This window comes from Undibacter mobilis (assembly GCF_003367195.1).
Lineage (GTDB): Bacteria > Pseudomonadota > Alphaproteobacteria > Rhizobiales > Xanthobacteraceae > Pseudolabrys > Pseudolabrys mobilis.
Window position 1 is genome coordinate 2,717,866 of record NZ_QRGO01000001.1, and the last position, 13,659, is coordinate 2,731,524.

Sequence of the window (13,659 nt, forward strand, 5' to 3'; positions counted from 1 at the left end):
CTCACGAACGCGGGCGCTGAGGCATGTCGGGCGCGGGCCGCATGGAGCCGCGCACCCGGGCGATGAGATTGTCCTTGCAGCCGTCGCCGGAGCCGGGACCGAAATTCACCGGCTCGTCCTCCCAGGCGGCGTCGAGCGCGGCCAGGTCGTTGGGGTCGGGGTCCGGTAGCTGGAGCAGGGCGGACACTTCTTCTTCTGTCGGCTTGGCAGCGGCGATCGCCACCAGCGCCCGGAACACGGCCTCATAGGCCGAGCGCCGCTTGCGCAACCGCTCGGCGATGGCGGCGAAGATATGCGCCGGCTGACCGAGACTTTCGGCCGCTTCAACGGCGGGCCGTGTCGCCACATATTCCAGGAACAACGGCAGGAAGTCCGGCAGTTCGGACACATCCATAAAGAGACCAGCGTCTTCGTATTGCGATTTGAGGTCAATCATGGCCTGGCCGCGGTCGCGGCTTTCGCCGTGGACGTGCTCGAACAGGTGCAGCGACAGCGATCGCGTGCGATCGAACAGCAGCACGTAGCGCTCCTGCAGGTCGTAAAGATCGCCGGTCGCCATTTCATTGAGCAGGCGGTGCAACTGATCGCGGGCGGAGGCGGGGAGGCGCTTGTCCTTGTCCAGTATCTCGCTGATCTCGCCCGCGGCCTGCACCAGGTCGGCAGTGGGATAGGTCAGCAGCGCCGAGAGCGCTTTCAGAGTGCGGCCCATCAGACCATCTCCATCGGGTTCTTGGCGCGCTTCGGCGAGCCGAACAGGTTGGCGCTGGTTTCGCCGCCCGAGCAGCCGTTGCCGAACGAGAAGCCGCAGGAGCCGCGCATGTCGTAGGCGTCTTCGTTGATCTCGCGGTGCGCGGTCGGGATGACGAAGCGATCCTCGTAATTGGCGATCGCCATGATGTGGTACATGTCATCGATCTGCTGGCCGGTAAGGCCGACGCGCTTGGCGATGGCCTCGTCGATGACGCCGTCGATGGTTTTGGCCCGCATATAGGCGCGCATCGCCAGCATCCGTTCGAGCCCGAGCGCCACTGGCTCTTCCTTGCCGGCGGTCAGTAGGTTGGCGAGATACTGCAGCGGAATGCGCAAGGAACGCACGTCCGGCATGTCGCCGTCATGGCCGATCTTGCCGGCGGCGGCGGCCGATTGAATCGGCGACAGCGGCGGCACGTACCAGACCATCGGCAGTGTGCGATATTCGGGATGCAGCGGGAAGGCGACCTTCCACTCCATCGCCATCTTGTAGACCGGCGAGCGGCGCGCGCCCTCCAGCCAGTTCTCGGAAATGCCGTCGCGGCGGGCCTGCTCGATCACCGCAGGATCGTGCGGGTTGAGGAAAATGCTGAGCTGAGCTTCATAGAGGTCCTGCTCGTTGGGCACGCTGGCGGCTTCCTCGATACGATCCGCGTCGTAAAGCACGACGCCGAGATAGCGGATGCGGCCGACGCAGGTTTCCGAGCACACCGTCGGCTGGCCGGCCTCGATGCGCGGATAGCAGAAGATGCACTTCTCGGATTTGCCGCTCGACCAGTTGTAATAGATCTTCTTGTAGGGGCAGCCGGACACGCACATGCGCCAGCCGCGGCATTTGTCCTGATCGATCAGGACGATGCCATCCTCTTCGCGCTTGTAGATGGCGCCCGAGGGGCAGGCGGCGGCGCAGGTCGGGTTGAGGCAGTGTTCGCACAGCCGGGGCAGATACATCATGAAGGTGTTTTCGAACTGGCCGTAGATGTCCTTCTGCACGCCTTCGAAATTCACATCCTTCGAACGTTTGGCAAATTCGGTGCCGAGGATTTCCTCCCAGTTCGGGCCCCACTCGATCTTCTCCATCCGCTCGCCGGTGATCAGCGAGCGTGGTCGCGCGGTCGGCGAAGCCTTGAGCTCCGGCGCGTTCTGCAGGTGCTCGTAGTCGAAGGTGAAGGGCTCGTAGTAGTCGTCGATCTCGGGCAGGTCGGGATTGGCGAAGATGTTGGCGAGCACGCGCCACTTGCCGCCGATGCGCGGCTCGATCTTCCCGTTCTTCTTGCGCCGCCAGCCGCCGTTCCAGCGCTTCTGGTTCTCCCACTCCTTGGGATAGCCGATGCCGGGCTTGGTCTCGACGTTGTTGAACCAAGCGTATTCCATGCCTTCGCGGTTGGTCCAGACGTTCTTGCACGTCACGGAGCAGGTGTGGCACCCGATGCACTTGTCGAGGTTCAGCACCATCGCGATTTGCGCGCGAATCTTCATTCTGCGGCCTCCAGTTTGGTCGATGTGGCGACGGTGAGCGGTTCCGGTTGATCGGCGGCCGGCTTGTCCAGCCAGTCGACCTTGACCATCTTGCGGATGATGACGAACTCATCGCGGTTGGTGCCGATCGTGCCGTAGTAGTTGAAGCCGTAGGCCTGCTGGGCATACCCCCCGATCATGTGCGTCGGCTTGATGACGATGCGCGTGACCGAGTTATGGATGCCACCGCGCTGCCCGGTCACTTCCGAGCCGGGCACGTTCACGATCTTTTCCTGTGCGTGATACATCATGCACATGCCGTCCTTCACGCGTTGCGAAACCACGGCGCGGGCGACCAAGGCGCCGTTGCTGTTGTAGGCCTCGATCCAGTCGTTGTCTGTTATGCCGGCTTTGCGAGCGTCGTTCTCGCTGATCCAGACAATGGGCCCGCCGCGCGACAGCGTCAGCATCATCAGGTTGTCGGTGTAGGTGGAGTGGATGCCCCACTTCTGATGCGGCGTGATGAAGTTGAGGACGATCTGCTTCTCGCCGTTCGGCTTTGAATCGATTACCGGCTTGACGGCCTTGAGATCGACCGGCGGGCGATAAACGCAGAGCGCCTCGCCGAAGGCCCGCATCCACAGATGATCCTGATAGAGCTGCTGGCGGCCGGAGAGGGTGCGCCACGGGATCAGTTCATGGACGTTGGTGTAGCCGGCGTTGTAGCAGACCTTCTCGGATTCCAGACCCGACCAGGTCGGCGCCGAGATGATCTTGCGCGGCTGCGCCACCACATCGCGGAAGCGGATCTTCTCGTCCTCTTTCGGAAGAGCAAGATGGGTATGATCGATGCCGGTGGTCTGCGACAGCGCGGCCCAGGCCTTGACCGCGACTTCGCCATTGGTCTCCGGCGCCAGTGACAGGATGACTTCGGTGGCGTCGATGTCGGTGTCGATGCGGGCAAGGCCCTTGGTCGATCCCTCCTCGGTCACCTCGCCATTGAGGCGTTTGAGCAAGTCCACTTCGTGCTCGGTGTTCCAGGCTATGCCCTTCACGCCGTTGCCGATCTTCTGCATCAGCGGCCCGAGCGCGGTGAAGCGCTGGTAGATGTTGGGATAGTCGCGTTCGACCACCGTCACCGCCGGCATGGTCTTGCCGGGGATCGGGTCGATCTCACCCGTCTTCCAATCCTTGACGTCGAAAGGCTGGGCGATTTCGCCGGGGGAGTCGTGCTGGATCGGCGTGAGCACGACGTCTTTCTCGACGCCGAGCACTTCGGGCGCGACGCGCGAGAGGGCCTTGGCGATAGCCTTGTAGATCTCCCAATCGCTTTTCGCCTCCCACACCGGGTCCACCGCCGAGGTGAGTGGGTGGATGAAGGGATGCATGTCGGAGGTGTTGAGGTCGTTCTTTTCGTACCAGGTGGCGGTCGGCAGCACGATGTCGGAGTAGACACAGGTCGTCGACATGCGGAAGTCGAGGGTGACCAGAAGGTCGAGCTTTCCCTTCGGCGCGTCGTCGTGCCAGGCGACGTCACGCGGCTTCTTGTGGCCCATTTCGCCGAGATCCTTGCCCTGCACGCCATGCGTGGTGCCGAGCAGGTGCTTGAGGAAATATTCGTGGCCCTTGCCGGACGAGCCGAGCAGGTTGGAGCGCCACACAAACATGTTGCGCGGCCAGTTGTCGGGATGGTCCGGGTCCTCGCAGGACATCTGCAACTCGCCGGACTTCAGTGCTTTCGCCACATAGTCCTTGGGCTCGAGGCCGGCCGCTTTCGCCTTGGCGGCGATCTCCAGTGGGTTCTGCTTGAGCTGCGGCGCCGAGGGCAGCCAGCCCATACGTTCGGCGCGCACGTTGTAGTCGATCAGCGCGCCGTCCCAGGGACCGGCCGGCGCGGTCGGCGACAGGATTTCCTCGACGCCGACGGTCTCGTAACGCCACTGGTCGGTGTGCGCATAGAAAAACGATGTCGAGTTCATCTGGCGCGGCGGCCGGCCCCAATCGAGACCGAAGGCCAGCGGCAGCCATCCGGATTGCGGCCGCAGTTTCTCCTGCCCGACATAATGCGACCAGCCGCCGCCCGATTGACCCACGCAGCCGCACATCACCAGCATGTTGATGACGCCGCGGTAGTTCATGTCGCAGTGATACCAGTGGTTCATCGCCGCGCCGATGATGATCATCGAGCGGCCATTGGTCTTCTCGGCATTGAGCGCGAATTCGCGCGCCGTGGTGATGATCTGGTCACGCGGCACGCCGGTGATCTTTTCCGCCCAGGCCGGCGTATAGGGCACGTTGGCGTCATAGGAGGTGGCGACGTGATCGCCGCCGAAGCCGCGGTCGAGACCATAATTGGCGACGAACAGGTCGTAGACGGTCGCGACCAGTTTCTCGCCGTCCTTCAGCGCCACCAATTTGGCCGGCACCTTACGCACCAGCACGCTCGGGTGATCGGTGCCGGCGAAATGATCGTGCTCGCGGTTGCCGAAGTAAGGGAAGGCGACCTCGGCCAGTTCGTCACGATCTTCGGCGAAGGTCAGCTGCAGTTTGGTCGCTTCGCCGTCGGACTTCTTCTCCTCGAGATTCCATTTGCCCTTCTCGCCCCAGCGGAAGCCGATCGAGCCACGCGGCGCGACGATGCTCTTGCTCGCCTCGTCGAAGGCGACCGTCTTCCAGTCCGGATTGTTGGTTTCGCCAAGGTCGCCCGTGAAGTCGGAGGCGCGCAGGAGCCGCCCAGGCACCAGTTTGCCGTCCTGCTTCACGAGCTCCACCAGCATCGGCATATCCGTGTACTGGCGGACATAGTCTTGGAAATACTTGGCCTGCCGGTCGAGATGGAATTCGCGCAGGATGACATGGCCCATGGCCATGGCGAGCGCGGCGTCGGTGCCTTGCTTCACCGAGATCCACATGTCGGCGAATTTTGAGGCTTCCGAATAGTCCGGGCAGATGACGACGCTCTTGGCGCCGCGGTAGCGCGCTTCGGTATAGAAGTGCGCATCCGGCGTGCGCGTTTGCGGTACGTTCGAGCCCCACAGAATGAGGAAGCCGGAATTGTACCAGTCGGCACTTTCCGGAACGTCGGTCTGTTCGCCCCAGGTTTGCGGCGAGGCCGGCGGCAGGTCGCAGTACCAGTCGTAGAACGACATGCAGACGCCGCCGAGCAGCGACAAATAGCGCGAGCCCGCGGCATAAGACACCATCGACATCGCCGGGATCGGCGAGAAACCGATGACGCGGTCGGGGCCGTGCTTCTTCACCGTATAGGCGTTGGCCGCGGCGATGATCTCGGTGACTTCGTCCCAGGCCGCGCGCACGAAACCGCCGAGGCCGCGCTTGCTGGTATAGGCCTCGCGCTTGCCGGCGTCTTCGACGATGGAGGCCCAGGCGGCGACCGGCGTGCGCAGCACGCGCGCTTCACGCCACAGCTTCAGGAGCCGCGAGCGCACCAGCGGATATTTCACGCGGTTGCCGGAATAGAGATACCAGGAATAGCTGGCGCCGCGCGAACAGCCGCGCGGTTCGTGGTTCGGCAGTTCCGGGCGCGTGCGCGGATAATCGGTCTGCTGCGTCTCCCAGGTGACGATGCCGCTCTTGACGTAGATCTTCCACGAGCACGAGCCGGTGCAGTTGGCGCCGTGCGTCGAGCGCACGACCTTGTCGTGTTGCCAGCGCTTGCGGTAGCCGTCCTCCCAGCGCCGGTCCTCGTGGGTGACGATGCCGTGCCCGTTGGAGAAGGGCTCGTCGCCCCGTTTGAAGAATGTCAGTCGATCGAGAAAATGACTCATCGTCCGGTTTCCTTATTCGGCCGGTTGCGGTGCGACGGGCGGGCGCGGAGCGGAGGGTGGCAGTGACGTGCCATGCTCGATGTCGTGGAGCAGGCCGCCGCGGCGGGTGTAGAACCACCAGGTGATGGCGACGCAGGTGACGTAGAAACCCATGAAGCCCCACAGCGCCATTTCCGGTCCGCCTGTCAGCGAGATCGAGGTGCCGTAGCTCTTCGGGATGAAGAAGGCGCCGTAAGCCGCCACCGCAGAGGTGAAGCCAATGATCGCCGCCGATTCCATCTCGGCCTGCTTCTGGCGCACGTCGATGCTCATGCCGGGCTCCAGCCGGACAAGTTCGGCGCGCATGATCGCCGGGATCATCTGGAAGGTCGACGCGTTGCCGACGCCGGTGGCGAAGAACAACAGCATGAACATCGCGAAGAAGCCCCAGAACGCGTGCGGCTGATCCTTGATGCCGAGGAAGTACAGCACACCGGCGACCGCCGCGATCATCAGCGTGAAGACCCAGAAGGTGACGCGGCCGCCGCCATAACGATCGGACAGCCAGCCGGTCGCCGAGCGCGACAGCGCTCCGATCAGGGGCCCGAGGAAGATGAATTTGAGCGAGTCGACCTGCGGGAACATGGTCTTGGCGAGCAGGGGGAAGCCCGCCGAGTATCCGATGAACGAGCCGAAGGTCCCGGTATAGAGCCAGCACATCAGCCAGTTATGCTTGCGCTTGAAGATCACCGCCTGGTCGGCGAACGAGGCGCGCATGTCGGCGATGTCGTTCATGCCGAACCAGGCCGCGGTCGCTGAGATGGCGATAAACGGCACCCAGATGAAGCCGGCATTTTGCAGCCAGAGCCTGGTGCCGTCGTTCGCCACCTGCGGTTCGCCGCCGAACCAGCCGAACACCCCTGCGGTGATGACCAGCGGGATGACGAACTGCACGACGCTGACGCCGAGATTGCCGAGCCCGGCATTGAGTGCGAGCGCGTTGCCTTTCTCCGCCTTGCGGAAGAAGAAGCTGATATTCGCCATCGATGAGGCGAAATTGCCGCCGCCGAAGCCGCACAGCAGCGATAGCGTCAGGAAGAAGATGTAGGGCGTATCCGGGCTCTGCACCGCAAGCCCGATGCCGACCGCCGGGATCATCAGCGACCAGGTCGAAATCGACGTCCATAGGCGGCCGCCGAAGATCGGCGGCATGAAGGAGTAGAAGATACGCAACGTCGCGCCGGAGAGGCCCGGCATGGCGGCCAGCCAGAACAGCTGGTCGGTCGAGAACTTGAAGCCGACCGCCGGCAGCTTGGCGACGACCACCGACCACACCATCCAGACCGCGAAGGCGAGCAGCAAGGCCGGGATCGAGATCCACAGATTGCGGCGGGCGATGGCGCGGCCCTTGGCTTCCCAGAACGCCGGATCTTCCGGCTTCCATTCGTCGAGCACGTGGCCGGAGAGCGCGCCGACGTGCTTCTCCTCGTGGATTGGCTGCATTTCCGGGAACTGCGGCAGCTTGCGCAGGGTCGGTTCGAAGGCTTCGCGCTCCATACGGCGGATGGCGAAATGCATCCAGGCCAGCGAGATGGCGGCGATCAGGAACAGCAGCATGAAGCATGAGGTCCAGATGCCGGTGAGATCGTTGAGCACACCGAAGGTGATCGGCAGCACGAAGCCGCCGAGACCACCGATCATGCCGACGAGGCCGCCGACCGCGCCGACGTTCTGCGGGTAGTAGACCGGGATGTGCTTGTAGACCGCGGCCTTGCCCAGGCTCATGAAGAAGCCGAGCACGAAGATCAGCGCCGTGAAGGTGACGACGCCGGTCGCCATATGGAAGGTGATCGGGCCCTTGATGCCCTCCACCGTGTAGGTTGTCGGCGGATAAGCCAGGATGAAGGTGACCAGCACCGAGACGCCGAACATCCAGTACATGATGCGGCGGGCGCCATACTTGTCCGACAAGTGGCCGCCATAGGCGCGGAACAGACTTGCCGGCACCGAATAGGCCGCGCCGATCATGCCGGCGGTTGTGATGTCGAGGCCATAGACGCCGATAAGATAGCGCGGCAGCCATAGTGCGAGCGCAACGAAGGCGCCGAAGGCGAAGAAGTAATACAGCGAGAAGCGCCAGACTTGAATATTCTTGAGCGCGTCAAGCTCGAGCCATGCGCTTCGCGGGCGCGCGCCTTTGGCGCGGCGCGCCATCTCGACCGGGTCTTCCTTTGTGAAGAACCAGAAGATGATGCCCATCAGCGCGATGGCTACGGCCCAGACCTGCGCGGTGACCTGCCAGCCATAGGCCACCATCACGAAAGGCGCGATGAACTTGGTCACCGCCGCGCCGACATTGCCCGCACCGAAGATCCCGAGCGCCGTGCCCTGCTTCTCCGGTGGATACCAGCGCGACACGTAAGCGATGCCGACCGCGAAAGAACCGCCGGCGATGCCGACGCCCAGCGCGGCAATCAGAAACTCTGTGTAGGTCTCCGCGTAAGTCAACAGGAAGGTGGCAAGCGCGGCCGCGAGCATGACCACCGTGTAGACGCGGCGGCCGCCGTATTGATCGGTCCAGATGCCAAGGAAGATACGGATCAGCGAGCCGGTGAGGATCGGCGTGCCGACCAGCAGACCAAACTGCGTCTCGTTGAGATTGAGCTGCTGTTTGATCTGGACGCCGATGATGGCGAAGATCGTCCAGACCGCGAAGCACACCGTGAAGGCGATGGTCGACATCCACAGGGCTTGAGCCTGGCCCGCTGTAGATTTCGCAGTGTCCGTCGGCATGACGCTCTCCGTTCGCGATTGAATTGTCGCGAGCAGGAAGCCCCACCGAAAACGATGATACTTTGAGGTTGATCAACTCGACTGGTAATAGTGTGGAATTCGACTAGTATTGATATTTGCGAAGACTATGATTGATGAAACTGTTTCTATCGATTGATGTTCATCAAGTCGTGTAGCTTGATAGATGCAGTCGTGAGCATGTCATGCATCATGTCGTTCGCGTGACGAGTCGGGGGATAACGAAAATGCCGGTGCGGCCATCCGATGTGCAATCGATTCGGGTCTTGCCGATGTTCCAGAAAATGTCGGAGCAGGCTTTCGCCGACTTGATGGCGCAGTCGATGCTGCAGCGCTTTCCGGCGCGCGCCGAACTGATCAGGGAAGGGGAATTGCCGGACTTTCTCTATATCGTTGTCGAGGGTGCGGTCGATCTCTATGCCACCCGCGATGCCGAAGAGACGACGATTGACATCGTATATCCCTCATCGAGTTTCATTCTGGCTGCCGTCATGCGCGACGAGCCTTATCTTAAGTCGGCGCGAACGCTGGCGCCCTCGCAAATCCTGATGATTCCGTCGCAGGTGGTGCGCGACGCCTTCAGTCGCGATCCGGCCTTCGCACGCGGTATTGTCGATGAACTGGCGAAGCGTTATCGCGCCGTGACGCGGGTTCTTAAAAATGACCGTATGCGCTCCTCGACCGAACGGCTCGCCATCTGGATTCTCGGCATGGCGCAGCGCTCGGGCAGCAACGAGTTCGAGCTGCCGCTCGAGAAGCGAAAGCTGGCGTCGTTTCTCGGCATGACGCCGGAGAGTTATTCGCGCAGCGTCGCGGCGCTCGAGAAGCATGGCGTGCGCACTCATGGCGCGCTGATCACCATCAACAATCCCGCCGGTCTTGCCGAATTCGCCAAGCCGTCGAAGATCGAAGCCGACTGACGCGGCTCTGACATTTATCAACGCATCGTCGCGGATGAAGCGTCACGGTGCCGGCGCCACGCCAGCCGGGATCATGCTCATGTCGAATGACGCCAATTCAAATCCAGCTTTGGGTCGCCGCCGCCGCTACGCCGGTCCGGCACTGTTCTCCTACGGCTTCCGTATCTTCTTTCTCGCCGCTTCAGTGTGGGCGGCCTTCGGTGTGTTCATCTGGCTGCCGATCTATCTCGGCTGGGTGCCTTTCGTCACCGCTTTCGGTCCGCATGACTGGCACGTGCATGAGATGATTTTCGGTTATGCCGCAGCGGCGATTGCCGGCTTCCTGCTGACCGCGATCCCGAACTGGACCGGCCGGCTGCCGGTGAATGGTTGGCCGCTCGCCGGTCTCGCTGCTCTGTGGCTTGCCGGCCGCATCGCGGTTCTGGCGTCGTCGAGCCTCGGTCCCCTGGTAACGGCGGTGATTGATGTGTCGTTTTTGGCGACGCTGGGGTTCGTCTGTGGCCGCGAGATCGTGGCCGGCAAGAACTGGCGCAACCTGCGTGTGCTCGTCATCATCGCGGCGCTGACGGCAGCGAACATATTCTTTCATGCCGAGGTCTATGTGATCGGCGGCGCCGACTACAGTTTGCGACTGGCCTTCTCGGCCGTCATCGTTCTCGTCTGCCTGATTGGCGGGCGCATCGTGCCGAGCTTCACCAACAACTGGCTGGCGCGGAATAATCCCGGCCGCATGCCCGTGCCGTTCTCGCGCTACGATGGAATGACACTTGCGGTGTCGATCGTGTCGCTGGGGGCATGGATCGTCGCGCCGACCGATGAACGGGCCGGCATTGCGTTGCTGGTTGCGGGAGTCATGCAGACGGTGCGGCTCGCCCGCTGGGCCGGTTACCGGGCGGCGGGTGACAGTCTGGTTCTGGTGCTGCACGTCGCCTATGCCTTCGTGCCGCTCGGCTTCGTCCTGACCGGGCTCGCGCTCGTCACCGACCTGCCGGCGGGGGCCGGTATCCACGCCTGGGGAGCAGGGGCGATCGGACTTATGACTCTGGCGGTCATGACTCGGGCGTCATTGGGCCACACCGGCCACCCCCTCCATGCCGGACCGGCAACGCAAGCGATCTACGGTTTGGTGTTCGCGGGAGCGGTCCTCCGCGTCGCCGCGGCGCTCTCCGGCCACACCGCGGTGCTGGAACTGGCGGGCCTGCTGTGGATCGGCGGCTTTGCGTTGTTCGGGGCCACCTATGGCCCGATCCTGGTGCGCCAGCGTCCGGCCTGGGCGGAGGTCCGTTGCTGACCGAAAACAGTGGCCTATCAATATGTTGAACCGGCGGGGAGCGCGCTTTGGGTTGACAGCGCAAGGCCGATACGGTTCATCTGTCCGCCTCGGCGCGGGTGTAGCTCAATGGTAGAGCAGCAGCCTTCCAAGCTGAATACGAGGGTTCGATTCCCTTCACCCGCTCCAAGCCCTCATTCCACCGCCGTACTTAAATGTCCGGGAAACCGGTTCGGCTAGGCCATTTCGCCCGGATTCCGCCCGGATCGGGGTGCCTCTTAAGCTCTTGCAAAGCCGCGCACTATCATGCATGAAGTCGCGGCGGCGGACCCTTCTATGGTCCGCCGCTTCCGCTTCCGGAGGGGTGTAGCTCAGCTGGTAGAGCACCGGTCTCCAAAACCGGGGGTCGCGGGTTCGAACCCTGCCGCCCCTGCCAAGGCGGCCCGGCTTGTTGTTTTGGCTATCCAGGCCAGAAGCAGCCGGACGCCGGCAGGTCCACACGGAAACGGTCTTCGGGCGAGGGAATTGCGAGCGACGGATTAGAGCGGCAATTTCGCTCCCGCGTACTTAGATCATTCGGTGACCCTGAATAAAGCGGGTTGCCTGCGACTTTGATGTCAGGATTGAATTGAATGGCAACGTCTCCGTTCAAGTTTCTTCAGGAAGTGCGTGAGGAAACGCGCAAGGTCACCTGGCCTTCGCGCAAGGAAACCATGATCACGACGGCGATGGTCTTCGTCATGGTCATGATCGCCTCGATCTTTTTTCTGGTCGCCGATCAAGTGATCCGTCTTGCCGTGAGTTTCGTGCTCGGGCTTGGCGGTTGAGATTTGACGGCTGATAGCTGAAGGCCATTGCAGCGATGACAGATACCGCCACCACCATCACGACCCGGCCGAAGCGCTGGTACATCGTGCATGCCTATTCGAACTTCGAGAAGAAGGTCGCGGAGTCGATCCGCGAGCAGGCCAAGCAGCGCGGCCTCGAAGACCTCGTCGATGACGTCCTGGTTCCGACCGAGACTGTCACCGAGGTGCGCCGCGGCCGCAAGGTCAACTCGGAACGCAAGTTTTATCCCGGCTATGTGCTGGTGAAGATGGCGCTGACCGACGAGGTCTTCCATCTCATCAAGAACACGCCGAAGGTCACCGGCTTCCTCGGTGCCGACAACAAGCCGATGCCGATTTCCGACGCCGAAGCCATGCGCCTCCTGCAGCAGGTGCAGGAAGGCATCGAGCGGCCGAAGCCGTCGGTCACTTTCGAAGTCGGCGAGCAGGTCCGCGTGTCGGACGGCCCGTTTGCCTCGTTCAACGGTACGGTCGAGGAAGTCGACGAAGCGCGCTCGCGCGTCAAGGTCGCGGTGTCGATCTTCGGTCGCGCCACGCCGGTCGAACTGGAATTCGGTCAGGTCGAAAAGGTCTGATCGTTTATCTCCGGCGGAAATCTCCGCCGGGGCATAGAGACGTGGGAGGTGAGGCGGCTTAGCCAGCTGTCAAAATCCGAACCACTAATGGAGAGAGTATATGGCTAAGAAAGTCACTGGATTCCTCAAACTGCAGGTGCCCGCCGGCGCTGCCAACCCGTCGCCGCCGATCGGTCCGGCGCTGGGCCAGCGCGGCCTCAACATCATGGAGTTCTGCAAAGCGTTCAACGCGCAGACCCAGAAGATGGAAAAGAACATGCCGATCCCGGTCGTCATCACGACCTATCAGGATCGCTCGTTCACCTTCGAACTGAAGACCCCGCCGGTCTCCTACTTCCTCAAGAAGGCGGCCAAGCTTGAATCGGCGTCGAAGAACCCGGGCCGCGACTTCGTCGGTTCGGTGACCAAGGCGCAGGTCAAGGAAATCGCCGAACAGAAGATGAAGGACCTCAACGCCAACGACATCGAAGCTGCGATGAAGATGATCGAAGGTTCTGCCCGTTCGATGGGCCTCAAGGTGGCGGAGTAACGGTCATGGCAGGCAAACGTACTGAATCAATCAAGCAGGGTGTCGATCCGGCCAAGGCCTATTCGCTGCCCGAGGCGATCAAGCTCGTGAAGGAGCGCGCCAAGGCGAAATTCGACGAGACCATCGAAGTGGCGATGAATCTCGGCGTCGATCCCAAGCATGCTGACCAGATGGTGCGCGGCGTGTGCAACCTGCCGAACGGCTCGGGCCGCACCGTGCGTGTCGGCGTGTTCGCGCGCGGCGCCAAGGCGGAAGAGGCCAAGGCCGCGGGTGCCGACGTCGTCGGCGCCGAGGATCTGTTCGAGATCGTCAACGGCGGCAAGATCGACTTCGATCGCTGTATCGCCACCCCGGACATGATGCCGCTGGTCGGCCGCCTCGGTAAGGTGCTCGGCCCGCGCGGCATGATGCCGAACCCGAAGGTCGGCACCGTGACCATGGACATCACCAATGCGGTGAAGGCGTCCAAGGGCGGTTCGGTCGAGTTCCGCGTCGAGAAGGCCGGCATCGTGCAGGCCGGCGTCGGCAAGGCGTCGTTCGGCGAGGAACAGCTCGTGCAGAACATCATGGCGTTCGTCGATGCCGTGAACAAGGCCAAGCCGGCCGGCGCTAAGGGCACCTACATCAACCGCGTCTCGGTCTCCTCGACCATGGGCCCGGGCGTGAAGGTCGATACCGCGACGCTGTCGGCGCCGAAGGCGTAAGGCGGCTTTGAGCGACCAGATTGAAAG

The 13,659-nt window shown here is 62.6% G+C and carries 10 protein-coding genes and 2 tRNA genes; 8 read left to right on the forward strand and 4 right to left on the reverse strand.

From position 1 onward, the window contains the following. Nucleotide 1: 1 nt before the first annotated feature. Genes narJ through DXH78_RS12895 form a run of 4 tightly spaced genes read right to left on the reverse strand, consistent with a single transcriptional unit; the run spans nt 2 to nt 8,768 of the window. Nucleotides 2-709 (reverse strand): nitrate reductase molybdenum cofactor assembly chaperone, encoded by a 708-nt coding sequence (narJ, locus tag DXH78_RS12880; RefSeq protein ID WP_115517413.1) that lies wholly within the window; start codon nt 707-709, stop codon nt 2-4. Further along, complete coding sequence (narH, locus tag DXH78_RS12885) at nt 709-2,229, reverse strand: nitrate reductase subunit beta (RefSeq protein WP_115517414.1); 1,521 nt, start codon at nt 2,227-2,229, stop codon at nt 709-711. The genes narJ and narH overlap by 1 nt, the downstream gene beginning before the upstream one ends. Next, a complete protein-coding gene (locus tag DXH78_RS12890; protein WP_115517415.1) occupies nt 2,226-5,996 on the reverse strand; it encodes a nitrate reductase subunit alpha in 3,771 nt (1,256 codons plus the stop codon). Before DXH78_RS12890 ends, narH begins: the two co-directional genes overlap by 4 nt. A gap of 12 nt (nt 5,997-6,008) precedes the next feature. Then, on the reverse strand, nt 6,009-8,768 hold the full coding sequence (locus DXH78_RS12895; RefSeq protein WP_115517416.1) for a nitrate/nitrite transporter: 2,760 nt from the start codon (nt 8,766-8,768) through the stop codon (nt 6,009-6,011). A 245-nt stretch (nt 8,769-9,013) separates the two neighbouring features. Here DXH78_RS12895 and DXH78_RS12900 point away from each other — a divergent pair, with 245 nt between their 5' ends. The 8 genes from DXH78_RS12900 to rplA all read left to right on the forward strand — a co-directional run bounded on the left by DXH78_RS12900 (nt 9,014) and on the right by rplA (nt 13,632). Next, on the forward strand, nt 9,014-9,706 hold the full coding sequence (locus DXH78_RS12900; RefSeq protein WP_115517417.1) for a cyclic nucleotide-binding domain-containing protein: 693 nt from the start codon (nt 9,014-9,016) through the stop codon (nt 9,704-9,706). Between the two features lie 79 nt (nt 9,707-9,785). Further along, nucleotides 9,786-10,997 (forward strand): NnrS family protein, encoded by a 1,212-nt coding sequence (locus tag DXH78_RS12905; RefSeq protein ID WP_115517881.1) that lies wholly within the window; start codon nt 9,786-9,788, stop codon nt 10,995-10,997. Between the two features lie 94 nt (nt 10,998-11,091). Then, nucleotides 11,092-11,165, forward strand: a tRNA-Gly gene (locus DXH78_RS12910). A 171-nt stretch (nt 11,166-11,336) separates the two neighbouring features. Then, nucleotides 11,337-11,412: transfer RNA gene (locus tag DXH78_RS12915), tRNA-Trp, on the forward strand. Between the two features lie 196 nt (nt 11,413-11,608). Further along, a complete protein-coding gene (secE, locus tag DXH78_RS12920) occupies nt 11,609-11,803 on the forward strand; it encodes a preprotein translocase subunit SecE (RefSeq protein ID WP_115517418.1) in 195 nt (64 codons plus the stop codon). A gap of 35 nt (nt 11,804-11,838) precedes the next feature. Next, complete coding sequence (nusG, locus tag DXH78_RS12925) at nt 11,839-12,399, forward strand: transcription termination/antitermination protein NusG (RefSeq protein WP_115517419.1); 561 nt, start codon at nt 11,839-11,841, stop codon at nt 12,397-12,399. Nucleotides 12,400-12,499: 100 nt separating this feature from the next. Next, a complete protein-coding gene (gene rplK / locus DXH78_RS12930) occupies nt 12,500-12,928 on the forward strand; it encodes a 50S ribosomal protein L11 (protein ID WP_115517420.1) in 429 nt (142 codons plus the stop codon). Nucleotides 12,929-12,933: 5 nt separating this feature from the next. Then, nucleotides 12,934-13,632, forward strand: coding sequence for a 50S ribosomal protein L1 (rplA, locus tag DXH78_RS12935; RefSeq protein WP_115517421.1), 699 nt, complete (start codon nt 12,934-12,936; stop codon nt 13,630-13,632). The last annotated feature ends 27 nt before the right edge of the window (nt 13,633-13,659 follow it).

What these genes read in the sequence shown, in the direction of transcription:
- narJ (WP_115517413.1), bottom strand. Translation starts at nt 709, where the DNA reads ATGGGCCGCACTCTGAAAGCGCTCTCGGCGCTGCTGACCTATCCCACT.
- narH (WP_115517414.1), bottom strand. Translation starts at nt 2,229, where the DNA reads ATGAAGATTCGCGCGCAAATCGCGATGGTGCTGAACCTCGACAAGTGC.
- DXH78_RS12890 (WP_115517415.1), bottom strand. Translation starts at nt 5,996, where the DNA reads ATGAGTCATTTTCTCGATCGACTGACATTCTTCAAACGGGGCGACGAG.
- DXH78_RS12895 (WP_115517416.1), bottom strand. Translation starts at nt 8,768, where the DNA reads ATGCCGACGGACACTGCGAAATCTACAGCGGGCCAGGCTCAAGCCCTG.
- DXH78_RS12900 (WP_115517417.1), top strand. Translation starts at nt 9,014, where the DNA reads ATGCCGGTGCGGCCATCCGATGTGCAATCGATTCGGGTCTTGCCGATG.
- DXH78_RS12905 (WP_115517881.1), top strand. Translation starts at nt 9,786, where the DNA reads ATGTCGAATGACGCCAATTCAAATCCAGCTTTGGGTCGCCGCCGCCGC.
- secE (WP_115517418.1), top strand. Translation starts at nt 11,609, where the DNA reads ATGGCAACGTCTCCGTTCAAGTTTCTTCAGGAAGTGCGTGAGGAAACG.
- nusG (WP_115517419.1), top strand. Translation starts at nt 11,839, where the DNA reads ATGACAGATACCGCCACCACCATCACGACCCGGCCGAAGCGCTGGTAC.
- rplK (WP_115517420.1), top strand. Translation starts at nt 12,500, where the DNA reads ATGGCTAAGAAAGTCACTGGATTCCTCAAACTGCAGGTGCCCGCCGGC.
- rplA (WP_115517421.1), top strand. Translation starts at nt 12,934, where the DNA reads ATGGCAGGCAAACGTACTGAATCAATCAAGCAGGGTGTCGATCCGGCC.